Source organism: Rhodoglobus sp. (assembly GCF_053580035.1).
The window spans coordinates 205,497-229,263 of record NZ_JBMDVL010000003.1; the positions used below are offsets into that span (position 1 = coordinate 205,497).

At 60.2% G+C, this 23,767-nt stretch carries 25 protein-coding genes and 1 tRNA gene; 8 read left to right on the plus strand and 18 right to left on the minus strand.

What is annotated here, in order from left to right:
- Positions 1-22 precede the first annotated feature (22 nt).
- Entirely contained in the window at positions 23-1,135 is a 1,113-nt protein-coding gene (locus ACOH1Z_RS11850) for an ABC transporter substrate-binding protein (RefSeq protein WP_449648697.1), read from the minus strand.
- Between the two features lie 205 nt (positions 1,136-1,340).
- Between ACOH1Z_RS11850 and ACOH1Z_RS11855 the strand changes: the two genes are divergently transcribed.
- Positions 1,341-2,573, plus strand: a complete 1,233-nt coding sequence (locus ACOH1Z_RS11855) for a winged helix-turn-helix domain-containing protein (protein WP_449648698.1) — start codon at positions 1,341-1,343, stop codon at positions 2,571-2,573.
- On the opposite strand, the gene ACOH1Z_RS11860 is transcribed toward ACOH1Z_RS11855, so the two are convergent.
- From ACOH1Z_RS11860 to ACOH1Z_RS11880, 5 genes are all read right to left on the minus strand, one after another.
- A complete protein-coding gene (locus ACOH1Z_RS11860) occupies positions 2,574-3,458 on the minus strand; it encodes a M48 family metallopeptidase (RefSeq protein WP_449648699.1) in 885 nt (294 codons plus the stop codon).
- Positions 3,459-3,495: 37 nt separating this feature from the next.
- Complete coding sequence (locus ACOH1Z_RS11865; protein WP_449648700.1) at positions 3,496-4,062, minus strand: LemA family protein; 567 nt, start codon at positions 4,060-4,062, stop codon at positions 3,496-3,498.
- Between the two features lie 78 nt (positions 4,063-4,140).
- Positions 4,141-5,283, minus strand: a complete 1,143-nt coding sequence (locus tag ACOH1Z_RS11870; RefSeq protein WP_449648701.1) for an FAD-dependent monooxygenase — start codon at positions 5,281-5,283, stop codon at positions 4,141-4,143.
- A 27-nt stretch (positions 5,284-5,310) separates the two neighbouring features.
- Positions 5,311-6,666: a D-arabinono-1,4-lactone oxidase gene (locus ACOH1Z_RS11875; protein WP_449648702.1), complete on the minus strand. Its 1,356-nt coding sequence runs from the start codon at positions 6,664-6,666 to the stop codon at positions 5,311-5,313.
- Positions 6,663-7,889 (minus strand): amino acid deaminase/aldolase, encoded by a 1,227-nt coding sequence (locus ACOH1Z_RS11880; protein ID WP_449648703.1) that lies wholly within the window; start codon positions 7,887-7,889, stop codon positions 6,663-6,665. Before ACOH1Z_RS11880 ends, ACOH1Z_RS11875 begins: the two co-directional genes overlap by 4 nt.
- 165 nt (positions 7,890-8,054) lie before the next feature.
- Here ACOH1Z_RS11880 and ACOH1Z_RS11885 point away from each other — a divergent pair, with 165 nt between their 5' ends.
- Complete coding sequence (locus tag ACOH1Z_RS11885) at positions 8,055-8,357, plus strand: putative quinol monooxygenase (RefSeq protein WP_449648704.1); 303 nt, start codon at positions 8,055-8,057, stop codon at positions 8,355-8,357.
- On the opposite strand, the gene ACOH1Z_RS11890 is transcribed toward ACOH1Z_RS11885, so the two are convergent.
- Together ACOH1Z_RS11890 and ACOH1Z_RS11895 are read right to left on the minus strand one after the other, a co-directional pair.
- Positions 8,354-8,599 carry a PLDc N-terminal domain-containing protein gene (locus ACOH1Z_RS11890; RefSeq protein ID WP_449648705.1) on the minus strand — a complete coding sequence of 82 codons (246 nt, stop codon included), beginning with the start codon at positions 8,597-8,599 and terminating at the stop codon, positions 8,354-8,356. The genes ACOH1Z_RS11885 and ACOH1Z_RS11890 overlap by 4 nt on opposite strands.
- Positions 8,600-8,662: 63 nt before the next feature.
- The gene (locus ACOH1Z_RS11895) at positions 8,663-9,349 is read right to left on the minus strand and encodes an aquaporin (protein WP_449648706.1); all 687 of its coding nucleotides are present in this window, start codon (positions 9,347-9,349) and stop codon (positions 8,663-8,665) included.
- Between the two features lie 66 nt (positions 9,350-9,415).
- Between ACOH1Z_RS11895 and ACOH1Z_RS11900 the strand changes: the two genes are divergently transcribed.
- Both ACOH1Z_RS11900 and ACOH1Z_RS11905 read left to right on the plus strand, forming a co-directional pair.
- Entirely contained in the window at positions 9,416-10,387 is a 972-nt protein-coding gene (locus tag ACOH1Z_RS11900) for a metalloregulator ArsR/SmtB family transcription factor (protein WP_449648707.1), read from the plus strand.
- Between the two features lie 74 nt (positions 10,388-10,461).
- Positions 10,462-10,896, plus strand: a complete 435-nt coding sequence (locus ACOH1Z_RS11905) for an arsenate reductase ArsC (RefSeq protein WP_449648708.1) — start codon at positions 10,462-10,464, stop codon at positions 10,894-10,896.
- A 107-nt stretch (positions 10,897-11,003) separates the two neighbouring features.
- Here ACOH1Z_RS11905 and ACOH1Z_RS11910 read toward each other — a convergent pair.
- From ACOH1Z_RS11910 to mazG, 10 genes are all read right to left on the minus strand, one after another.
- A tRNA-Leu gene (locus ACOH1Z_RS11910) sits at positions 11,004-11,077 on the minus strand.
- 33 nt (positions 11,078-11,110) lie between these two features.
- Positions 11,111-12,427: an NAD(P)/FAD-dependent oxidoreductase gene (locus tag ACOH1Z_RS11915; protein WP_449648709.1), complete on the minus strand. Its 1,317-nt coding sequence runs from the start codon at positions 12,425-12,427 to the stop codon at positions 11,111-11,113.
- Between the two features lie 40 nt (positions 12,428-12,467).
- Positions 12,468-13,721 (minus strand): S8 family serine peptidase, encoded by a 1,254-nt coding sequence (locus tag ACOH1Z_RS11920; protein WP_449648710.1) that lies wholly within the window; start codon positions 13,719-13,721, stop codon positions 12,468-12,470.
- Positions 13,718-14,287 carry a DUF501 domain-containing protein gene (locus ACOH1Z_RS11925; RefSeq protein ID WP_449648711.1) on the minus strand — a complete coding sequence of 190 codons (570 nt, stop codon included), beginning with the start codon at positions 14,285-14,287 and terminating at the stop codon, positions 13,718-13,720. Before ACOH1Z_RS11925 ends, ACOH1Z_RS11920 begins: the two co-directional genes overlap by 4 nt.
- Entirely contained in the window at positions 14,284-14,790 is a 507-nt protein-coding gene (locus ACOH1Z_RS11930) for an FtsB family cell division protein (protein WP_449648712.1), read from the minus strand. The genes ACOH1Z_RS11925 and ACOH1Z_RS11930 overlap by 4 nt, the downstream gene beginning before the upstream one ends.
- A gap of 30 nt (positions 14,791-14,820) precedes the next feature.
- Positions 14,821-16,101 carry a phosphopyruvate hydratase gene (gene eno / locus ACOH1Z_RS11935; protein ID WP_449648713.1) on the minus strand — a complete coding sequence of 427 codons (1,281 nt, stop codon included), beginning with the start codon at positions 16,099-16,101 and terminating at the stop codon, positions 14,821-14,823.
- A 60-nt stretch (positions 16,102-16,161) separates the two neighbouring features.
- Entirely contained in the window at positions 16,162-17,115 is a 954-nt protein-coding gene (locus ACOH1Z_RS11940; protein ID WP_449648788.1) for a CPBP family intramembrane glutamic endopeptidase, read from the minus strand.
- A gap of 40 nt (positions 17,116-17,155) precedes the next feature.
- A complete protein-coding gene (gene hisS / locus ACOH1Z_RS11945; RefSeq protein ID WP_449648714.1) occupies positions 17,156-18,448 on the minus strand; it encodes a histidine--tRNA ligase in 1,293 nt (430 codons plus the stop codon).
- A gap of 36 nt (positions 18,449-18,484) precedes the next feature.
- Positions 18,485-19,084: a TetR/AcrR family transcriptional regulator gene (locus ACOH1Z_RS11950; RefSeq protein WP_449648715.1), complete on the minus strand. Its 600-nt coding sequence runs from the start codon at positions 19,082-19,084 to the stop codon at positions 18,485-18,487.
- Between the two features lie 264 nt (positions 19,085-19,348).
- On the minus strand, positions 19,349-20,014 hold the full coding sequence (gene mazG / locus ACOH1Z_RS11955; RefSeq protein ID WP_449648716.1) for a nucleoside triphosphate pyrophosphohydrolase: 666 nt from the start codon (positions 20,012-20,014) through the stop codon (positions 19,349-19,351).
- 99 nt (positions 20,015-20,113) lie between these two features.
- On the opposite strand from mazG, the gene ACOH1Z_RS11960 reads away from it, so the two are divergent.
- The 4 genes from ACOH1Z_RS11960 to ACOH1Z_RS11975 all read left to right on the plus strand — a co-directional run bounded on the left by ACOH1Z_RS11960 (position 20,114) and on the right by ACOH1Z_RS11975 (position 23,676).
- A complete protein-coding gene (locus ACOH1Z_RS11960; protein WP_449648717.1) occupies positions 20,114-20,905 on the plus strand; it encodes an SGNH/GDSL hydrolase family protein in 792 nt (263 codons plus the stop codon).
- A 21-nt stretch (positions 20,906-20,926) separates the two neighbouring features.
- A complete protein-coding gene (locus ACOH1Z_RS11965; protein ID WP_449648718.1) occupies positions 20,927-21,490 on the plus strand; it encodes a thermonuclease family protein in 564 nt (187 codons plus the stop codon).
- Between the two features lie 130 nt (positions 21,491-21,620).
- On the plus strand, positions 21,621-22,991 hold the full coding sequence (locus ACOH1Z_RS11970) for an enolase-like domain-containing protein (RefSeq protein ID WP_449648719.1): 1,371 nt from the start codon (positions 21,621-21,623) through the stop codon (positions 22,989-22,991).
- On the plus strand, positions 22,984-23,676 hold the full coding sequence (locus ACOH1Z_RS11975) for a FadR/GntR family transcriptional regulator (RefSeq protein ID WP_449648720.1): 693 nt from the start codon (positions 22,984-22,986) through the stop codon (positions 23,674-23,676). Before ACOH1Z_RS11970 ends, ACOH1Z_RS11975 begins: the two co-directional genes overlap by 8 nt.
- The last annotated feature ends 91 nt before the right edge of the window (positions 23,677-23,767 follow it).

A 23,767-nucleotide genomic window follows, 5' to 3' on the forward strand; every position in this document is an offset into this window, starting at 1 on the left:
AAGGTGCGTGAGGGAACCAGCGTTAGCTGATTGCCGCAGCCCACTTCTCAGCAAGGATCGTTGCGTTTTCTTCAGCCTGCTCGGGGGTCGGGGTGACCAATTCACCCTCGAGGGCGCCGAGAGCGTCGAGTGCTGCGGTGTCAACGGTTCCGGCATCCTGCAGAGCCTGAATCGTGACGGGGTACGCGCCACCGACGATGAAGAGGTTCTGCGCTTCGGGGCTGTAAAGGAATTCTTGCCAGAGGCGAGCAGCAGCCGGGTGCGGGGCATCCTTGCTGACGGCCTGGTTGTAGAAGCTCGTGTAAACAGCGCCGGGAAGAGTCGTAACCTTCCAGCCGTCAACCGTTGCGGCGGCTGCGAGGTTGTTGTAGCTCCAGTCGAAGGCAACCTTGGTCTCGCCAGCAGCAATGGTTGCTCCCGTGACGTTCACCGGGATGAAGTTACCGGCGTCGTTGAGCTTCTCGAAGAACTCGATACCGGGCGTGAAGTCATCGAGGGTTCCACCGCTGTGAACCGTTGCGAGTCCGACAGCAGCGAAAGCTGCTCCAGCCTGCGTGGGGTCGCCATTCAGCGCAACAGCGCCGCGGTAGTCCGGCTTGAGCAGGTCATCGAGGCTCGTGGGCTCGGGAACCGAGTTGGAGTCATAGCCGATCGACATGCTGCCCGTGTAGTCGTTGACCCAGAGGCCGGTAGCTTCCTTGTTGCCCTCAGGAATTTCATCCCAGTTGGCAACCATGTAGGGAGCGAAGTAGTCGAGGCTGTCGAGCGTGACAGCGGTACCGAGGTCGAAGACGTCCGGTGCGGTGTCCTGTCCCTTGAGATTGTCAGCGGCGGCGATTTCTTCGGCGCTGGAAACATCGGGGTCAGCCGAGTTGACGACGATGTCGTACTTCTCTTCGAAGAGAGCCTTGATCTCCCCATAGTTTGCCCAGTTGTCAGGCAACGCAATGACATTGAGTTCGCCCTCAGCCTGCGCGGCTGCGATAAGAGCGTCCATTCCGCCGAAGTCTTCAACGGTGGTAGCGGTCGATGCGTCAACATCGCCAGCAGCTGCCTCAGTGGTGCTGCAACCACTGAGTGAGATCGCCGAAGCTGCAACGAGTGCAACAGCGGCGAGGGTGCGCTTAGTGAACAAGACTTCCTCCAACGACCGTCACGGCCGCCCGCGCTGTGAGCGGGCAGAGGGTACCGAAACGATCCGGAGTTGACGGTACGCAGCCGTGACTAGTGCTCCCTGTCATCCCGGTAAACGATCGATGAACGACACAAACACAATTGTTCGGCGGGGCTGTCCGTTGCGAGAGAGAATGGATGTCGCTGGCGCTCGGTAGAGTCGAGCCGTGGCTGATTCCCTCTCTGCAGCGCAAGCGCGCCGAGTGCTGCTCGCCGCCCAAGGCTTTGGGCGCGGCAGCGCGAGTGCGACTAACCCTGCGGGGACGCGACAGCTCAACCTGCTCTTTGACCGCATCCGGCTGCTGCAACTCGACTCGGTCAACGTGTTCGAGCGCAGCCACTACCAGCCCGTGTTTGCTCGCCTTGGCCACTACGACAAAGCGGCGCTCGATGCCCTGACGTTCCGCAAACCGACACCGCGCAGCCCCGGTCGCTACGTCGAATACTGGGCCCACGAAGCCGCGCTCATCCCGCTCGAGTCCTGGCCACTGTGGCGCTGGAAAATGGATGCGCTGCGCGAACGCGATTCCGACCGCTACGAATGGGTGCGCAACAACCAAACCATGCTGCAGTGGTTGCGCGAAGAACTCGCCACCACCGGTCCCGTCACCGCGCGCGAGATCGAGCACGACGCGAACAGTCGCACCGGACCCTGGTGGGGCTGGTCCGACGTCAAGCAAGGCCTCGAAATGCTGTTCCGCTGGGGCGAAGTCGTCAGCGCCGGCCGCACCCGCTTCGAACGCACCTACGCGCTCACCGAACACGTTGTTCCGACCGAGCTGCGCGAGCGCGAGGTGAGCCGCGCCGACGCGCATCGCGCCCTTATCGCTGAGTCATCACGGGCGCTGGGAGTCGGCACGGCATCCGACCTCGCCGACTACTTTCGGCTCAAAGGCGTCGACGTGCGCCAAGCTATTGCCGAACTCGTGGATGCCGGCGAGCTAGTTCCCGTGACCGTGCGCGGTTGGGACCAGCCCGCCTGGCTGCACCGGGATGCCCGCATCCCCCGCCGCATCGAGCACGTCGCGCTGCTCTCGCCCTTCGACCCCGTCGTGTGGGATCGCAAACGCGCCGAGCGCATGTTTGGGTTTCACTATCGCATCGAGATTTACCTGCCAGAGCCCCAACGCACCTTCGGCTACTACTCACTTCCCGTGCTGGTGGATGACGCGCTCGTTGGCCGCATCGACCTCAAGACCGATCGCCAAGCAGGCGTACTTCGTGTGCAATCCGCGTGGCACGAAGATGGACTCGATGCGCTGCCCGGAGGCACCGGCGCACTAGCGGAACGCATCGTGCCCACCCTGCGCGAGATCGCACACTGGCAGGGCATGGGCGAGATCGCGGTGACTGGCCGCGGCACCCTCTCCCCCGCCATCGAGGCAGAATTGCAGCGCTAGCTAGAAGCCGCCGCCGATCTTGCCCAGTCGAGCAACGCGCTCAGCGAGCGGAGGGTGGGTGCTGAAGAGACGGTCCATGATGCCCGGCTTCGTCGGATCCGAAATCCACATGTGCGCCATCGTCGAGTTCTGCTTCTTCATTGGTCGGCTGTAATCCGACAGCTTCTGCAAAGCGCTAGCCAGAGCATCCGGGTGACGCGTCGTCAAAGCGCCAGTAGCGTCCGCAAGATATTCGCGCTGACGCGAAATGGACGCCTGCACTGCCGCAGCCACGAGAGGCGAAATGACGAGCGCCGCCAAACCAACCACAATCATGATCGGGTTCGAGTTGTTGTTATTGCCTCGGCCACCGAAGAGGGTGAAGCGCAGTGCAATGTCGGAGATGAAACCGACAGCGACAACAAGGCCGAAGACGATCATCGATACCCGGATGTCGTAGTTCTGCACGTGACCCATCTCATGGGCCATCACACCCTCAAGCTCAGAATCGTCAAGCAAATCGAGGATGCCGGTCGTTGCCGCAACAGCAGCATGCTCCGGGTCGCGCCCGGTCGCAAACGCGTTCGGCGCCGGGTCGTTGACGATATAAACCTTGGGCATCGGCGTGCCCGTCGTGATCGACAAGTTTTCGACGATCCGGTACAACCGTGGATTGTCGGCTTTCTGAATCTCGATCGCGCCACTCATCGCCAACGCCTGCTTTGACGCCGCGAAGTACTGAATCAGCGTGAACGCGCCGGCACCAATGATGGTGCCAATCGTGACCGTCAATGGATCGCCACCCATCAGGAAGCTCAGCGCAAAGCCGAGGAACCCAATAAGGATGACGAACAGGATGATGATCAGAACGGTGTTGCGCTTGTTTTTCGCTATGGCGCGATACATCTAAACTTCCTGGTCACGCAAGGTAGTAAGAAACGAATTAGAACTGAACGCGGGGAGGCTCAGCGATGGAGGCGGCATCCGCGACCTCGAAGAAGTCGCGCTCGTGGAAACCAAGGTTGCGCGCGAACAACGTGTTCGGGAAGATCTTGATCTTGGTGTTGAGTTCGCGCACACCGCCGTTGTAGAAGCGACGGCTGGCCTGAATCTTGTCCTCGGTGTCAACCAGTTCGCCCTGAAGCTGGAGGAAGTTCTGGCTGGCCTGCAGCTGCGGGTACGCTTCAGCAACCGCGAAGATGCTCTTCAGCGCAGACTGCATGTGGTTCTCGGCGGCAGCAGCATCCACCGGGCCCTGAGCGTTCAGAGTCTCAGCGCGAGCCTTTGTTACGGCTTCAAAGACACCCTTTTCGTGAGCCGCGTAACCCTTGACCGCCTCGATGAGGTTCGGTAGCAAGTCAGCACGACGCTTCAACTGCACCGTGATGTCGCTCCACGCCTCGTCAACGCGAACGTTGAGAGTCACCAGCGAGTTATACGTCGACCACAGGTAGATACCAACGATGACGACGAGCAGAACAATGACGCCAAGTACGATCAGGAATTCCATGACTCAACTATAGGGCGCGCTGCTGTGCCTCCACCGAGAAAAATGGCGACAACTGGCCCCCAATCACGGGCGGAACGACTATTTGCTCGGCTTCGTACCAGTGATCCTCGACGTGACAAACTTGCCGAGAAACGGAGAACGCAACAACGCCAAGGAAGCGCGACGTACCCACAGCTGAACGCGGGTGTGCGGCAGGAAGCCACTCGCAGCACGACGCCCGGCGGCCTGCTTCTCGAGAACGACCGGCATCCATTCGTCTTCATATTCAGCAAAGGCGGCACTGAGTTCGACCCCGCTCGTGACTTTCTCCACGAGCAGCACTCCCCCAGCAATCGCCAACGAAGCCCCCTGGCCGGCAAGCAGCGACACTGCTTGGCAAGCATCGCCCGCGAAGACAACACGGCCGCGACTCCACACCGGCAACTCCACCTGGGCGACCTGGTCGTAGTACACGTGCTCCGCATCGGGGCACTTCTCAATGGCCTCAGCGATGTCATCGCCCATCCCTTGATAGGCATCGCGAATGGCCTGCTGGGGGTCAGCCGGAAGAACAGTATCGGCAACCCGGTGCGCCGCAAAAAGCGCCACTGTGCCATTGCGCAGACCATAGAGGCCGACCATGCGATCCAGCTCATCGCTAGAGACCAAGGCGTCACCCAATTTTTTGTGAAGCCGCGGAGAGTCAAAGGTATAGGCGCACGTGTGCATCCCCAGCTGCCGATCGAACGCCGTCGAATGGCCGAACACATCGTGGCGCACCGCCGAGTGGATGCCATCAGCTGCCACCACAATGTCGCCAGAGATACGAGACCCATCAGCCAGCACAGCCGTGACATAGTCCGTGCGATCTTCAACAGAGACGACGGCGCTACCAAAGCGCGCATCGACACTCTCCGGAAGCGCGTCGAACAGCACCTGCTCAAGATCTTGACGCATCAAACTCAAGAGTTTGCCGCCCTCATTAGCCGCCACAATTCCGTAATCGATCGCTTGGCTTCGACCATTGGGCCGAACAAAACGCGCCTCGCTGATCGGGTAGTGCAGTTCACGTAACCGGTCGATGATGCCGATCTTCTCTGCCGCGTCATAGCCGGGGCCAAAGAAATCAATCATGTAACCCTGAGTGCGACGTTCAGGCGCAGCCTCGAGGAGAGTCACCTCCCAGCCCTTGGTCGCCAACTGTCCAGCGACCGTAAGCCCAGCAATTCCTGCTCCACACACAATGGCTTTGATAATCGCGCCCTCTCATTACTGCCCTAAAACCTGACGCAAATAATCGTTCGCAAACACGCGACCGGGATCGAGCCGGTCACGAATCGTCAGGAACTCATTGAAACCCGGATACACGTCCCGCAACGACTCGGCATGCCGGTTATGAAGCTTTCCCCAGTGTGGCCGACCATCATGCGCCACCATAATCGCCTCAACCTCACGGAAATATTCGGTGGGATCTTCGCGCCAATACCGGTGCACCGCGACATATCCGGTGGCGCGCCCCGACGCGGTCGACAGCAGCAGAGAGTCCGCAGCCGCCGAACGCACCTCGATCGGGAAGGAAACTTTCCACCGCCTGTCAGTGATCAATTTTTGGATGGCGGGAACGGCATCCGAAACAGCATCGATGGGGAGGGCATATTCCATTTCGCGAAAGCGCACGGTGCGATCGGTGACGAAGACACTGCTCGACACGTCGGTGAATTCGCGATTGCCCGAGAGCTTCACCGCAAGACGATTGATGGGCGGGATGATCGCGGGCGCGCGGCGACCCGCGGCACAGATGGCGCGGAAGACGCCATTGGCCATGAACTCGTCATCGAACCAACTCGAGAACTTGGTGAGCGGATGCCGCGGCGCATCCCCGGCGAGGCGCGTGTTGCTCTTGGTGAGTGCCGTATCCGTGTGCGGCCACACGTAGAACTCAAAGTGATCGGTTTCGGCGCTGCGTTGTAGCCACTCCTGTAGGACGGTGTCAGCGGGTTCTGGCCGCTCAATGGCATGCAAGAGAAAGGTGGGAACGCATTCGATCGTGACATCAACGAGGATGCCGAGGGCACCGAGTCCCAGCGCTACCGCCGGGAGAAGTTCGGTGTTCTCTGTCGCGCTGATGCGCAGCACTTCGCCCGCCGCCGTGACGAGGGTGACGCCGCGCACTTGGGTGGCGATGCCGCCGAATCGCGCGCCGGTGCCGTGGGTCCCGGTCGAGATTGCACCCGCAATGGTCTGGCGGTCGATGTCGCCCATGTTGGTCAGCGCGAGACCGAGGGGTTCGAGCAGCCCGGGCAGCTGGTACAGGTTGGTGCCGGCCCCGAGAGTGACGTGGGTGCCCTCTACCGCGATCAGACCCTCGAGAGCACTGAGATCGAGGTGCACGCCGTCAGTTGCGGCAATTGACGTGAAACTGTGGCCTGCACCCCATGCTTTGACGGTGAGGCCGTGGTCGCGTGCGAAGTTGACGGTTGCAGCGACCTCCTCGACGCAGGCCGGTTGTGCCAGGAACTCGGGGTGCGCGCTCTCTGAGCGCCCCCAATTGCGCCACTCCGTTCCCGGGCCAAGAGCCGGGGGAAGAGCCGGGGGAAGAGCCGGAGTCTGCGCGGTCGCGCTCACAGAAACGCCTTGCCTTCGCCACGATACGTCGGCACAGTCTCGATAATGCGGCCGTCCTCGACCACGGCAAACTCATTCAGGTGCTCCGACAGCTCGCCCGCTTTGGTGTGCCGAAACCAGACACGGTCTCCGATGTTGAGCGCTTCTGCGCCGGGGCCAGTGAGTGGTGACTGCACCTCGCCCGCGCCCTCGCGCGGCAAATACTTGAGGCCAACGGGCCAGGTGGGCTGGGGCATCCGATCGGGGCTGGGATCACCGGAAGCAATCCAACCGCCACCGTGAACTGTGGCGATGTGGGGCGAAAATTTGCGGTCGACGGAGAGCGCAAACGCGGCAGCCGGGGCCGGAGTGAAGTGGCTGTACTGGTCGAAAAGATGCGGGCCGAACAGCCCGCTGCCTGCCGCCAGTTCCGTCACAGACGGATCGTTGGCTGTGGATTCGAGCGAGCCTGTTCCCCCGCCGTTCACGAACTCAAGCTCAGCGATCTCGCGCACCGAAGCCACAATTTCGCCACGGCGCTCGCGCAGCTCCGTCGCCGAAGAGCGCTGCACAGCATCGAGCACACGACCATAGACCGGCTTGCCCGGCGGACGATTGCCAACCCCCGCAATCTGCGCCTCATAGGCCATCACGCCAACAAGGGTAAAGCCATCACGATCAACGACCGTGCTTGCCAAAGTGCGCGCCTGAGCCGCTGAATGCACCGGCGAGCGGTGCGCACCAACATGCCCGAGCAGAGGCGAATGCCACGACGCATCCACATCAATGCAGACCCGGATCGTTTCGCGGTGTTGGGGCGAGAGCACCGAATCAACAAAGTCGAGGTGCTCGACCGAATCAATCATGATCGTGACACGTTCGGCGAGCGCCGGGCTGGTTCCGAGCGCGGCAATCGCAGCACGGTCCACCGAGGGATAGCCGACCACCACATCATCAATCGAGTCAGCAAGCCAGAGCGCCTCGGCAAGGGTGTACGCGAGAACACCGCGGTAGTCATCGAGGGCGAGTACCGCATCCATTACTTCGCGAACCCGAATTGACTTGCTCGCAACCCGAATGGGAAGACCGGATGCCCGCCTCACGAGATCGGCGGCATTGTGCGAGAGCGCTGCGAGCGAAAGCACCCCATAGGGAGTATCGAGGGCTGCAGTGGCTTCGCTGAGTTGCTGCCAGTACTGCTCGGGAGTGTGCCAGGGGCTTGCAGGGGTGCTGAGCAGCTTCACAAAGTTCCTTCGGGTGCACGGCGATGAGCATCGAAACGCTGGTGAGCCCGGGTGCGGCTTCAGCGCCTTGGTTGCTCAACTTTCTCAGAACGCGGTGTCAAGCACAACGACGTTCACGCCCACCCTTTGCTTGACCCATGCTGCAAGGTGCTCTTGAGTGGAGGAATGACTTTTGCAAACGTAGGAACTCTTGGTGTGAAACTTGGCCACCGCGACGAGGTTGTGGCGATTCTCACGCGCCGCAGCACCGACCTCGATGGGGCCGGATGCCTCAGCTATGAGGTTGGCGTGAGCGACGAGCATCCCGACACTGTGTTCGTTTCTGAGCTCTGGGAATCGGCCGAGGCCCACCAGCTCTCGCTTCAGCTAGCGAGCGTGCAGGCCGCGATCAAGGAAGCAATGCCACTGCTCAACGGGGAGATGGGCGGCAGCCGGTTCGACGTTGTCGGGTCGCCGCTGCGCGACTAATGTTTGCGATGGGTTTCGCGGGTGAAACCGGGAAGGCCGGCGTTCTTGCGCATGATGCGCCAGATTAGCCACGCGAGAAGACCGATTATCGGAAACAGGATGAGGGCGGTGATCCAGAGTGCGGTCATCCACGGAAAAGCGGTGGGATCTCGCACGGTGACCACGATCGCCCAAATCGTAACGATATAGAACGCGATCAACGCGAGTACTAATACGAGCTGTAGACCGGTGAATTCAGCCATGATGTTCCTCCTTGGCGAAACCCTGATGCTGGCTTTGCCCTGAGAGTACTCCCGCCAAGGCGACTATGCCATGCGACGCTCAGGGAAAAGCCATCGCACGAGTAAATAGCCGAGACCAGCCCCCACGAGTTGGGCCGCGATAAAGCCGGGAGCGGACGTGGGCGCGATTCCCGCAAAAGTGTCGCTGAACATGCGGCCGATGGTGATGGCGGGGTTGGCAAAGCTGGTGGAGCTCGTGAAGAAGTAGGCACCGCCGATGTACGTTCCGACAGCGATGGGAGCCAAGCTTGCGCGACCGGTGCGCACGAGGGCGAAGATCACGACGATGAGTCCGGCGGTTGCAACGACCTCGCTGAGAAAGTGTCCCGGAGTGAGGCGCACGGTGGTGCTGAACGTGACGGCGGACTGCCCGAACATGAGGTTGGCGAGAATAGCGCCGCCGATGCATCCGACAATTTGGGTGGGAATGTAGAAGGCGGTGTCGCGCCACGAGCGCAGCCCGCTGAGCGAGTCGACGATCGAGACGACCGGGTTGAAGTGGGCGCCGCTGACGGTCATGAAGACGAGGATGAGCACGCCAAGACCGAATGCGGTGGCGAGAGCATTCTCGAGAAGTTGTAGGCCAGTGTCGCCCGGTGACAGCTGTTGGGCGGCAATACCGGAACCGATGACGACGGCGGCAAGACCGGCGCTGCCCACAAATTCTGCGGTGAGGCGGCGGGCGAGGGCAAGGCTGCGGGGCGCGGTCATTCCGCGATCATACCTAAACATTGATAACTGTCTATGAATCCGTCTCTGACGTTTAGACTGCTGTCTATGTCAGCGACCGGATCCAGCTCGACCGAGCGTGCAATCGCCGAGCGAATCGCTCACAGCATGCGGGCGATCGCCGACCCGACACGAGTGCAGATCTTGCGCCTGCTGATGGATGCCCCGGATGGTCGTCGTGGGGTCACCGACCTCGCCGCGCGCCTCGGACTCACGCAGCCCACTGTCAGTCACCACGTTCGCATCATGGCCAACGATGGCATCCTGCAGAGCGTCCAAGAGGGGCGCCAGGTCTGGTATTCACTCGTACAGTCTCGCCTGAGTGACGTCTTTGATTTTGTGCAATGCTCCCCCGCCGATGCGTCCGCCGCCACCGTTGATTTCCCCGTGCTCGCCCGAATCTCCGACGATCTCGCCCTCCGCTTTGCTGGTGTCTTCTCGCGCGAAACCATCGCCGAATACGTGGCGAGTAGCTATGAACTTTTGCGCCGGGGTTCCCCGCGCGATCGCCACTTGTCGTCGCACACCTCACGATTCGCCGCCGATCGCTTGGGCTCCCTTGCCGATGCGAATGCCGCTGCGGTGACGAATAACGCAGCGGTGACGGATGCCGCAGCATCCGATTCCCCCACCAGCGTGCTGTTCGTGTGCGTGCAGAATGCGGGTCGCTCACAATTGGCGTCCGCGATTTTGCGCGCTCTTGCCGGAGACCGCGTGCGTGTCTTGACTGCCGGCTCGCAGCCCACCGAAACGGTTAACCCCAAGATTGTGGCGGCTCTCGACGAGATTGGCGTTTCGATCGATGGCGAGTATCCGAAGCCTCTCACTGATGAGGTTGTGCGGGGTGCGGATGTCGTGGTCACGATGGGCTGTGGCGATGCGTGCCCGATTTACCCTGGCCGCCGCTACCTCGATTGGGAGCTTCCCGACCCTGCCGACATGGCGATGGATGGCGTGCGTGCCGTGCGCGATGACATCGATCGTCGGGTGCGTGAACTCTTGCAGTCGCTGCCCCGGTGAACGCTGAGTGAACTAGTTGCTCGCGCCGGGGCCACCCCTCGCGCAATCCATAGACAATCATCTATGCTTTAGAAATGACCACCGAGACTGCCACCGCCGCTTCCGAGATCCGCAAGCCTGTTGTACTTTTTGTCTGCATACATAACGCTGGGCGTTCGCAAATGGCCGCCGGCTACATGACCGCCCTGTCGAACGGCGCCGTCGAGGTGCGCTCGGGCGGTTCTGAGCCCGGCAACGAGATCAACCCGACCGCAATCTTGGCGATGGCAGAAGAAGGCATCGACATCTCGCAGGCGGTTCCCCAACTCATGACAACAGACCAGGTTCAAGCCTCGGATGTTGTCATCACGATGGGCTGCGGTGACGTCTGCCCGATCTTCCCCGGCAAGCGCTACGAGGACTGGGAGCTCGTCGACCCTCGCGGCAAGGGCCTCGATGAAGTGCGCCCGATTCGCGATGACATCAAGGCGCGCATCCAGAAGCTTCTCGCGGAGATTCTGCCCGCCTAAGTGAATCCAGATCTAACGCATGAAGGCGGCCGCAATGCGACCGCCTTCATGCGTTAAGCGTTCACTTACCTGCCGATTGCACGGCCAGCGAACGCGATTAAACACTGTGCCCCGACAGGGACTCGAACCCTGACTGTGATGATTTTAAGTCATCTGCCTCTGCCAATTGGGCTATCGGGGCACGCCCCACGCAGTGCGTGGGGCTCAGCAAATACTACTTGGGGCGTGAGGCGAATTCTTCGAATGCGCGGCGCGGTTCTACGCGTGCCTCGATCGAAATGGTGTCGCGACCCCAGAAGAAGTTCGTGATCCAGTTGCTGAAGACACGAGCCTTACGCTCGAACATCGGCATCGCCATGCCGTGGTATCCGCGGTGCATGAACCACGCCGGGAAGCCCTTGACCGCGATTTTGCCGGACTGGAAGACACCGTGGTAGAGGCCGAGACCGGCAACTGCACCCTGGTTCTTGTGGAAGTAGTCCTTGGTGCCTTCGCCACGAAGCGAGGCGACGATGTTCTTGGCCATGAGCTTGGCCTGGCGAACAGCGTGCTGAGCGTTCGGAACGCAGAAGCCGCCAACGCCACCACCGGTGAGGTCAGGAACAGCACACACATCGCCAGCACCCCAAGCACCCTCGACAACGCCGTCGTCGTTGATAACACGGAGGTCGGCCTGCACGCGGATGCGTCCACGCTCTTCAATGGGGAGATCAGTGCTGCGCACAACCGGGTTGGCCATCACGCCAGCAGTCCACACGATGGTGTCTGACTCGAAGCTTTCGCCCGTCGACAGCTCAACGACGCCGCCGACAGCAGACTTCAGCTGGGTGTCGAGGTGAATCTTGGCTCCACGCTCGTCAAGGTTCTTGATAACCCACTTGCTGGTCTCCAACGAAACCTCGGGCATGATGCGGCCCATGGCTTCGATGAGGTGGAAGTGAGTGTCTTCGAAGTTGAGGCTCGGGTAGAGCGGCAGCAGCGATGACGCCAGGCTCCGCATTTCGCCGAAGGCTTCAATACCGGCGAAGCCGCCACCGACAACAACGAACGTCAGCAGACGGTCGCGCTCAGGACCAGCTGGCAGGTTCGATGCCTTGTCGAAGTTGGTGAGAAGACGGTCACGAACAGCAACAGCCTCTTCAATCGTCTTCATGCCAATTGCTTCGTCAGCAACACCCGGAATCGGGAACGTGCGCGACACAGCACCGGCGGTGACGACGACGAGGTCGTAATCCATCTCCCACGAGTCACCAACCTCTGGCTGAATCGTTGCCGTCTTTGTGGCGTGGTTGATTCCGGAGACCTTCGCCGTGACGACCTTGGTGGTCTTCAGGTGGCGACGGTGAGGAACAACCGCGTGGCGAGGCTCGATGGAGCCTGCAGCAACCTCAGGCAAGAAAGGCTGGTAGGTCATGTAAGGAAGAGGGTCAACCATGGTGACCTCTGCTTCACCGCGACGCAGCCACTTTTCGAGCTTACGAGCAGTGTAAAAACCGGCGTAGCCGCCGCCGACAATCAAGATTTTTGGCACGAGTCAGAGTCTCCTAAAAGGGGCAAGTTCGCCACCAAACCTACTCTGTCTCGCGCGTACTCCTAAACCGACGCCAGAACGCAAGGCCCCAGACAGCGAAAATTGTCAGAAAAATGCCATAAACAGCAAGTGGTACCCCCACATTGCGAAGCATGCTCACTGTTGGGAGCAGTGTTCCGAGCGGGCTAACCGGGCCAGCGGCATCCGGAACACCATCAGTTTCGGGCGCTGGGGCGGGGGTAGAACTCGAGCTCGGAAGCGGCACAGGGATCGACTCTGCACGACGATAAATAGTTATCCACTCGGCCAGGCTGCCCATGGGATTCGCATTGACCAACGGCACGGAAGCCTTCACAGCAGCTTCAGCATCTATCAGCCCGAAACCGTAGATCGCATCGGTGCCAGGCGCACCAGTGTCATGCGCGGTCTTCACAATGCGATTGATGACGTTGGCAGCATCAAGTTCAGGATGCGCGGCTCGCACAAGCGCCACGATGCCCGCCACGATCGGAGTTGCCCCACTGGTTCCGTTCCACAGCACGTGCGAACCGCCAGGAGCAACACCCACGAGATCTTCACTTGGCGCCGCAACACCAATGGTGATGCCCTGAGTGGAAGCGTTGAAGCTCGCCACACCGTTCACGTCGACACCGGCGACCGTCAGAACACCCGGCATCGTGGCCGGGGCGCCAACCGACGTTGTTCCACTGCCACGGTTTCCCGCCGCCGCCACCACGACAACATTGTTATCCATGGCGTAGAGGAATGCGCTGTCCCAGCTCAGAGGCCAATCCAAGGTTTCGCGAGTGAGCGACAGGTTGATGACATCCGCGCCCTGATCAACGGCGTAACGCACGGCTTGAGCAATCTGGTCATCCGAACTGATCGGTCCACCAGTGAAGCCTATCGAGATCGCCAAAATATTGGCTTCGGGTGCAGCGCCAAGCACACCGGAATCGGTGCCTGTGCCACGACCGGCAGCCAGCGACGCCACGAGAGTGCCATGGGCGGGGTTCTCGTCACCGACCGGAGTCTGCCCATTGGGCGATCCCTTGCCAGAAAAATCTGTTCCGCCGGTAACCGCACCGACAAGCTCTTGCACACTGCCATCGACGCCGGTGTCGATCACGGCGATAGTTACCCCGGCACCCTTGGTGACTTGCCACGCAGCCTCGATGCCGTACTCCTGCAGCCAGTACTCCTGATCACGAACCGCATCCGCGTAGGCAGGCGTAGCAACCAGCAGCGAGGCCACACTCGCCATCAGAACTGCGCCAGCCGCCCACCGCTTCATGGGCCGCTCTCCCCCGCCGCGTTCGCTGAAGCAACATTGGCAGAGTCGGCGTCGGCCTCGGCGACTGAATAGTCGGGGCACTGGCATACCGTCGGGGTCCACGACGCACGCTCAAGGGCGATGTCGCCAATGGGGTTCACTCCGGGGCCGGCGGCGAGCGAATGCCCGACCAAGGCGTGCAAGCACTTGACTCGAGTGGGCATGCCGCCAGCAGAAACACCGGCAAGCTCTGCAACGACCTCGATGCCATCGCGATCAGCAATGTAGGCGTCATGCGCTGCTTGATATTGCTCAGCGATTTCGCCCTCAAGCAGTGCTGCAAGTTCTGGCATGTGCCCTTCGGCTTCCAGCGTCGACACGGATGCCGTCGCCGCCGGGTGGCACAGGTAATAGATGGTGGGAAACGGCGTTCCATCGCTCAAGCGCGGCTTGGTCGAAACCACGGTTGGCGCGCCACACACGCAGCGGGCGGCAATGCCGATCACGTCACGGGCGGGGCGACCTAGTTGGAGCGACACAATGCGCACATCTTCATCGCTGACGGTGTCAAACGGTGGGGTGGTCATTGCGTTGGTCCTTCAATCACGGGGGCGGTCAGCTTGTCTGGCGCATCTTCAGTGAGACCAGCAGTGTAGATGGATGACACGAGAGTTGTCACCCAATCAATTTTGGTGGTCTGGATGCTCGTGCTCACGGGCACGCCGTCGTTGGTGGTTACATCGGCGGCGTCGCCGGTAACCAGGTAGCTCACTTCGCCGGGATAGACGTAGTACAGCCGGTCACGGGCTTGCGACTCGATGTAGGCGCGATCGTTCCATCTGGCGGCATTCTCGGTGAGGTCGTCAACAGATTCTTGGGCCTCATCCACTTCTGTCTGCAACTGCGCGATGGTTTGCTGTTGTTCGATCAGGATGCGCAGGTTGGGCGCAAGAACGATCACGGCGAGTATGAGCAAACCGAGCATGAGCACGGTGAAGCCCGAGAAGCGGATCGTGCGCAACCAGTGTTCTGGCGCGCTCTCCTCGGGCAGCGTCACCGCTACCTTTTTTGCTCGTACTCGCCTAGCCATGCGTTCGATGCTAGACGACGCTGACGGGCGCTAGCCGACGAACCGCGGGAACGCGGAACGGCCGGCGTAAACTGCGGCATCGCCGAGCTCTTCTTCGATGCGCAGAAGCTGGTTGTACTTAGCTACGCGCTCGGATCGAGCCGGTGCACCAGTCTTGATCTGACCGGTGTTGAGCGCGACAGCGAGGTCAGCAATGGTGGTGTCTTCTGTCTCACCGGAACGGTGCGACATGACGGCCGTGTAGCCGCTGCGCTGTGCGAGAGAAACTGCGTCGAGGGTTTCGGTGAGCGAACCGATCTGGTTCACCTTCACGAGGATCGAATTCGCCGTTGCGAGCTCGATTCCCTTGGCGAGACGCTTGGGGTTGGTGACGAACAGGTCGTCTCCGACGATCTGAGTCTTGGCACCGATCTCGGTGGTGAGCTGAGCCCAGCCCTCCCAGTCATCTTCGTCAAGCGGGTCTTCGATCGATACGAGCGGGTACGCAGCAACGAGTTCCGCGTAGTACGCGCTCATGTCGCCTGCCGACTTCGAGGTTCCTTCAAAGGTGTAAACACCATCTTTGTAGAACTCGGTGGCGGCAACGTCAAGACCAACAGCAATGTCCTTGCCAGGCGTGAAGCCGGCCTTCTCGATGGCTTCCATGAGCAGGTCAAGAGCCGCGCGGTTGCTGGAGAGGTCGGGGGCGAAGCCACCCTCGTCTCCGAGGCCGGTGCTGAGGCCCTTGCTCTTGAGCAAGCCCTTGAGCACGTGGTAGGTCTCTACGCCCCAACGGAGGCCCTCGCTGAAGGTGTCTGCACCGTGCGGGAGGATCATGAACTCTTGAATGTCGACGTTGCTGTCGGCGTGCGATCCACCGTTAATGACGTTCATCATCGGCACGGGAAGCACGTGGGCGTTTGGTCCGCCGAGGTAGCGGAAGAGGGGAAGGTCTGCAGAATCCGCAGCAGCCTTGGCAACAGCAAGCGAGACACCGAGGATCGCGTTGGCGCCCAGGTTCTTCTTGTTCTCGGTGCCATCAACGGCAATGAGCTCAGCATCAACGAGACGCTGGTCGGAGGCGTCGAGGCCTTCAATGGCGGGGCCGAGGTCGTCGATTACGGCGTCAACAGCTTTCTGCACACCCTTGCCGAGGTAACGGTCTTTGTCACCGTCGCGAAGCTCGTAAGCCTCAAACGCACCGGTGGATGCTCCCGAAGGAACTGCGGCGCGAGAAACCACACCGTCGTCGAGCAAAACTTCGACCTCAACGGTCGGGTTGCCCCGAGAGTCAAGAATTTCACGGGCGCCAACTGCTTCGATCAAGGCCACAGGGGATCTCCTTCAAGAAAGATTGTTTGGACTAGTAGTGGTGGATGTCCGGGGGAAAGCCTACTCCGAGCCAGCGATCGATGCCGACTCAGCAGGTAACTCTGAGTCTCGCGGTGCTGGAGCGCGAAACTGTCCTGTCGCCAACAAAACGATGACAAGGACCAGAGGAACGAGCCATCCAGTCCAACCCAAAATTGTTGCCTCGAGCGGGCTAAATACCTCGCCAGCCATGACAAACACCAACGAGAACCCTGCCGCCGCGTTAAAGGCGCCATGCGCGAGAGCTGCTGGCCACACAGACTCTGAGCGGATGCGCAGCCACGAGAACACCGCACCGATCACGATTGTCATGCCAACCATCGCGCTGAGCGCGAGCCACCCAGGCGCGTCGCCGTAGTTGTAGCCGAGCAGGATGAGGGGTGCGTGCCATAAGCCCCAAATAACACCCGAAATCAGAATCGCGGGCACAGCGCCCAATGTCAGCAGTTTGGGCAATAACCAGCCGCGCCATCCCAACTCCTCGCCAAGCGCCGGAATCACGTTGATGACCGAACCAATGAGCACATTGATGAACTGTGCTGCGACAAGGAGAGCAATCGGCACGGGAAGCGGATCTTGCCCGAGAGCCTCGAGTTGGGCATCCACTGTCTCTTGGAAGCCCGAGAAGTCAACGAAATCTGCCGGGTAGACGCCGAAGACCACGCCGACGAGCAGCGCTGCGAGGATCAGCGCCGGAGGAACAAACAGTGCCAATGCCAAATACTTCAGAAAGCGCCCGACCGGTCGAACCGACCCCAACCCGAGCGCACGGCGTCGCGAGCGACCATCGGGGTGTTTTTCGACGAAGAAAACAACGACAAGAGCAGCGATAGCTGGCGTGAACATTATCGCCAACGCAAAGACAATAAAGAGTGGACTCTCGAGGCCCCCGCCGAACCACAATGGCAGAGCAATAAGCCACGACAGTCCGAAACTTAGCCCTAAGAAAATGGCAATCGGAGCGATCTTGCGCATCACAGCTTCCCCTCGACGTCGAAGTGCCGTTGCCTGATAGCTACTGCGCAGCGAGCGGCTTGAATTCAAGGCTAGCAACCGTTCCAGAATCCGCGCGGACGGCAGCGAAACTGGTGAAGCCAGCTTCGCGCAACTGTTCGAGCAATTGCGGCAGTTTTCGAGGGCGAACCTCGAGTCGCACGCGCTTGCCCTCACGAATCAATTCGGCCTGCAAACGAACGATCGTAGCCGGATCAACATCGGTGTCATAGACGAGAGCAATCTGGTCATCGCTAGCCGCATCATCCAACTCAACAAGATCGACAAGGCGCTCGAAACCGAGCGAGAAACCGACAGCGGGCACATCGCTGCCCAAGAAACGACCGATCATTCCGTCGTAGCGACCTCCGCCCCCCAGCGAGTATCCGAGTGACGGGTGAGTCACCTCGAAGATCGCTCCCGTGTAATAGCCCATCCCCCGAACCAACCACGGATCGAACTCAATGAGCGCGCCAGAATCACCACGGCCCGCCTCGACCGCGTGGCCGATTGTTGCGAGCTCGGCGATCACTGTTTCATTCACGCCGGCGGGAAGTACCGCCCGGATGGCATCTGCCGTGAACTCAGGCTTCGATTCCGACTGCGGGCGCTGCAAAAATTCGGCGAGCGCGGCGACCGGGGCGTCAGGGAACGCACGCTCACGCAACTCGGCGACCACTCCATCCGGCCCTAACTTGTCGAGCTTGTCGACAGTGATGAGCACAGCTTCGTGCTCCTTGGCCGGAAATCCGAGCACGCTGAGCGCACTCGTGAGAAGGCGGCGGTCGTTGACTCGGATCGTGCACCCGGCAATGCCGAGGGCGTCGAGCGTCGCCGCCGTGGCAGTGATCAGCTCGATCTCTGCACTCGCGCCAGGCTCACCCATAATGTCAATGTCGCACTGCACGAACTGGCGGTAGCGGCCCTTCTGTGGTCGCTCCGCTCGCCAGACCGGCGCGATCTGAATTGCACGGAACACCTTCGGCAGTTCGGCACGGTGGCTGGCATAAAACCGGGCGAGCGGCACGGTGAGGTCGAAGCGTAACCCCAAATCGGCAAGATCGAGCGCTTCGGATGCCGCCTGCAGCTTGTCTGCTGTGAGCCCCCGCTTCATGACGGCGAAGGCAAGTTTCTCGTTGTCGCCGCCCAATCCGGCGTGGAGCCGTGAACTGTCTTCCATCACGGGAGTTTCAATCTCGTCGAAACCGTGGGCCCGGTAGCTGCCGCGAATCACACCGAGTACCCGCTCACGGCGAGCTTTATCTGCGGGGAGGAAGTCTCGCATGCCGCGAGGAGGATTAACAGTTGACGCCATGATTTCTATTCTCTCGCACGCGGCGAGGTTTCGTGGCTAGCGCGCGACTTCGCCGATTAGCGCTTCAACTCTTTGCCGATGGTGGCGCACCGCAGTCTCAAAGACGGCGGCGGATGCATCAATGTCCTCATTGAGCACGAGATCGAATTGCACACCGTGGAAGGTGTTGATGAGCAACCACGACTCTATTTCGGCGTGCTGGCGGTCAATGCCGAGCGCCACCAGCGCCCTGGTGCCGAGTTCAACCCACTGCATGAAGTAGTTGCGTGTGATGGAAAAATCGTCGCGATCGACGGCTTCGAGCAGCCCTGCTTCGAATTCGAGACGTTGGCGATGCAAATTTTCTGGCAATTGGGTCCACTGCCAAGAAAGATACAGGCTAGAAAAGTACTCTTCTAGCGTGCTTGCGGGCAGAGCAGATGCTTCTTCGGGGGTGACCCCGCGGGCATTAGCGCGAACGATCTCACGAATTAGTTCAGTTCGAGTGCCGAAATGGTAAACGAGCGTGAAAGTGCTCACGTCGAGAGCTTTCGCTAGAGAACGAAAAGTGAGACTAGACAGCGGCTTATCAACAAGAAAATAGAGTGCCTGTTGGATCAACGCTGGCTTGCGAGTCGGGTCGGGTGTGCGAGCCATGGTTATTAACATAACGGTTGTTTGCTTATCAAGTCGGCAACGGTTATGATTTCTCCTTGTGCCACCTGACTGTTAGTGACACCACAACTACTTGAATACCCCTCACCAGGGGCTTCTCCAACGCTGGATCGGTAGGCCGGGTAATCCCACCGATCCGCTAGCGCGCGATGCCTTCAATTAGATGATCGACGTGCGATCACATGTCTCATCTATTGGCATTGCGCCGGTGCCCTCTCTATTCGGGTTAGGGAGGGCACCACCCTTTTAATCTTCGTTTGACTCCAGCTCGTGCGCCTGAATCTCGTTACTCAAACCACGCACTGCCGTGCGCAACGCTCGCTCTGAATCGAGACCATTGGCTTTGGCGGACGCAACAATCGCCAGTAATAGCGGACCAAGTTCGTCTTCTTCTGTGACGTTGATTGCGCCAGGAACCGTGGCATCCAGTAGTCCAACTTTGTGCGCGCGACCCAGCATCTTGTCTGCGAGAGCCAGCGCTGGCATTGCCATCGGGATGCCATCGACCGCGCTCGTGCGGTGCGGTTTTTCAGTCTTCTTGAGGTCATCCCACACAGCAATGACGTCGTCGGCAGTTTCTGCGGTTGTGTCGCCGAAAACGTGCGGATGACGACCAACCATTTTGGCGGTCATGTTCGCGGCAACATCTTCGAGCGTGAAACGCCCTTCTTCGGCAGCAATATCCGAATGGAAGAGAACCTGATAGAGCACATCCCCGAGCTCTTCCACCATGTCAGTCGGCTCGCCAGCCTCAATGGCTTCAACAAGTTCGTAGGTCTCTTCAACCAGATATTGAACGAGCGACTCGTGGGTTTGCTCGCGATCCCAGGCACAACCGCCCGGCGCCCGAAGCCTTTCCATGGTGCCGATCAGTTTTTCGAGTTCAGGGTGCGTGGTCGCAGGCTCGGTCATGCACCCATCTTCGCACTCTAGAAAATAAGCGAAGATCACGTACTGCTTGTGGGCATGTCCTGTCTTCGGCGACCTGCATGCGGCCGCACTATGGATTCCGTGGTTAAAGCGAACAAGCGATCTCTCCCCGCTACCGCTGCCACCCCTCAGCGATCAGCGGCTGGCCGATTGACCGGCGCAGTCATTCGCCTTTTCCGACCTCTGCTCAAAGTGAATCTGCTGGGCTACCGGATAGAAATCGCCAACGCCCTCTTTCCCGATGGCCCGGCTGCTGGCGAGGTCGCTGGTCCTGATCCGGTTCGGTTGCTCTTTATCGGCGATATCGCTGTTTCTAGTTACAACCTGCGGAATCATGGTCTCGGGCTTGCCTCACAAACGGCTCGCTATGTTGCACGAGACCACGGCATCGGATGCTCGTGGACGACGATCTCGGACACCGAGCTAACGATGACTCGCGCAGCCCGAGCGCTCGAGTCTGAGGCTCTGGACGTCGATGCCGTGATCGTCGTTGTTGGTCCACCCGATGTTTTGTTGGGAACTACCAGCGCCGAGTGGTCTCGCAGTCTGAAACAGATCACTGAGGCTGTACGTAACAGCACGAACCCTGACTGCCCGGTGATCGTCGCCGCAATCCCCCCTATGCACCGTTTTCGCGCTATGCCCATCTTCGTTCAGCGCATCCTCTCGCTGCAGGTCCAGCGACTCAACCGCGCCTCGGTCGCTGTGGCATCTTCACAGACCACATTGATCTACTCTCCTTTTCCCAGTCTCTCGGCACCCGGAGTGTTCATCGAAGATGCGTTCAATTGGCGCACCGTTCACAACCATTGGGGAAAGCAACTCGGTGCAGTGACGTCACGGGCGTTGAAGCCGGGCACGGCGCGCTCCTAGGTCTCATGCGAGAATCGTCGAGTGTTAGTCACGCGCAAACTTCTCAACAAGCTCGGCTTCACGACCGCAGCGGCCTTCACCGTCATCCTGGCAATCTCGGGGTGCACTGTTTCCTCAACGACCGTTACGCCCGCACCGGTCTCTACAAGTTCTGCCCCAGCGATTCCTTCCAACGCTTTCGCGGCGACCGTCAACTATGTGCACGATGGTGACACGCTTTACCTCGATGATGGAAGCACCGAACTCAAGGTGCGACTGATCGGAATTGACACCCCAGAGCTTGACAGCAAGCAAAACCCTGACGCGGGAGAATGCTACGGCGAAGAGGCCAGGGAGCTGCTCAGAGACTTTCTTCCCGAAGGCACTCCCGTGTGGGCGTCAGAAGATCGCGAACCGGAAGATCGTTACGGGCGCTCGCTGCTCTACGTCTATCTCGACGATGGAACCTTCGTGAATCTTGCCATGATCGAATTGGGGGCCGCCCAAGCACTCAAGGTGGGGCTCAATGACCGCTATTGGCCCGAGCTTCGCGCTGCCGAAGACGATGCGCGCTCGGCGGGACTCGGCATGTGGGGTCGTTGCTAGCGGTCGATTTCCCACTAGATTGGTCTGACCACTCACCACTGGGAGACTACTTGTGATTTGCATCGAAGCAATCAACTTGCACGTTACGGCCATCAAAACGCGGATTCCCTTTCGCTATGGAATCGCCGAGATGACCGCAGCCCCGCACGTGGTTGTCGAGGTGATCATCCGCTCCGATTCGCAGACCGCTCGCGGCCTCGCCTCAGAACACCTCCCTCCGAAGTGGTTCACCAAAGACCCCGACTCGCTCTTCGTTGATGACGTTGACGACCTCGTCGTCGCCATCGAGAGCGCTGCGGCACTCGCTCGAGGCACCGAAGCCGAAACACTGTTCGAGCTGTGGTGGTCGCTCCACCAACGCCACACGACCTGGGCCGCCGAGCACGACGTGCCGGGGCTCGTCGCCGGTCTCGGCACAAGCCTAATTGAACGGGCACTCATCGACGCAACCTGCCGCCTCCTTGAATTGCCATTTTTCCGCGCAATCCACACCGAGACGTTCGGAATTGACCTCGGCCGAATTCACCCGGAACTAGCCGGGCGCACTCTGGCGGAGTTCGTGCCAGCCGAGCCTGCATCAACGATCGCGATTCGGCACACCGTTGGGCTCTCTGATCCTCTCAGCGATGATGAAGTTCAGGATGATCCCGCCGACGGTTTGCCCGTCAGCCTGGTCGCCGTGCTCAAACATCACGGGGCAAAGTACCTGAAGATCAAGACGGCCGGCAACGCAAGCAACGATATTCCTCGCCTCAAGCGAATCGCCGCGCTCTGCGCCGAACTCGATATTGACGCGCAATGGACAATTGATGGCAACGAATCAATGCGCACGGCATCCGAGTTGCGGGCCTGGCTCGACGCCCTCACCGCTGATGCCGAAGTGGATAGCCTGCTGAGCGCAAAGCTCATTGCCATCGAGCAACCAATCCACCGTTCGCATGCTCTCGACGAGTCGAGCCGAGCTGACCTTCAGCATGTCGGCACGCGCTTTCTTGTCATCATTGACGAGTCGGACGACGCGCTCGACACCGTTCGACGCGCGATGGACCTTGGTTACGCTGGCGGCACCTACAAGGGCTGCAAAGGCGTCATCCGTGGTCTTGCCAACGCTGCGTTAGTGAACTCTCGCGCCCGACTGGATGCCTCAGGCCGGCCGTCAACGATCCTTACCGCCGAGGACCTCTCGACAGTGGCTCCGCTCACGCTCAATCAAGATCTTGCTGTCGCTGCCACCATCGGGCTCACCCATATCGAGCGCAACGGCCATCACTATTGGGGAAAGGCAGCGCCCCTAACGGCAAGCATCGACCGCGAACTGGTCGCAGCCCACCCCGACTCCTTCGCGCGCAGCGGCGACGGGCCGGCCAGGCTCACCATCACCAACGGCGAAGTGCAGCTCGGCACAATTCTGGCCGCTCCCTTTGGCGTGGCGCTCGACCTCGATGTGAGCACCCTTGAGCCACTGACTGTTGAAACCGCGCGAAGGATTGCCGGTGCCTAAGACTCCCGGCGATCGTGCCAGCTTTACGGTTCTGCCCATTGCGAATGGGCAGGTCTATAACAGCGTTCTGCAACGACTCGTCAGCTACCTAGAGACTCTAGAATCCGGCGACCGCTTGCCGTCAGAGCGTGCACTTTCTGAAGAGTTTTCAGTGAGCCGCGTCTCGCTCCGCGAGGCACTGCGCTCGCTTGAGAGCATGGGAAGAATCGAGATCCGGCGAAACTCTGGCAGCTTCGTGCGTGAGCCTCGGTCCAATCCGATGACGGATTACCTTCGTCGCGTCACGCCCTCAGGTGAGGCATCGCTCAACCAGCTAGTCGATGTGCGTGCCGCTCTTGAGGATCGCGTCGTGCTGTTGGCTGGCAGCGAACCACGAGATTACAGCGCTGTTCGCAGCCATCTCGCCGAGGTTGAGTCTGAGATTACTGACGCCGCGCCTTCAGGCAGTCTCGATGTGCGTTTTGAGGCTCTGCTTGCGCGTTTGACCCAGAATCGGCTGCTTATTGAGTTTCAGCGCACGACGCATGAGTTGTGGATCGAAACGTGGGCGAGTTGTGGGCGGGCACCCGGTGACCGCTCTGCGCTTCTGGTCGAACACCGCGAAATATTGGATGCTCTCGAGACTGGCGACACCGCGCTAGCTCGCGTGCGCATGGCTGCTCACGTAGACCGCAACGCGCTCTAGCACCGAAGCCGGACGCGCTTCGAGCGCGAGCCTAGTCTCGTGGACCAATTCTGCATTCGTTTCTGGAAACGATTGTGGAACCGCTACTAGT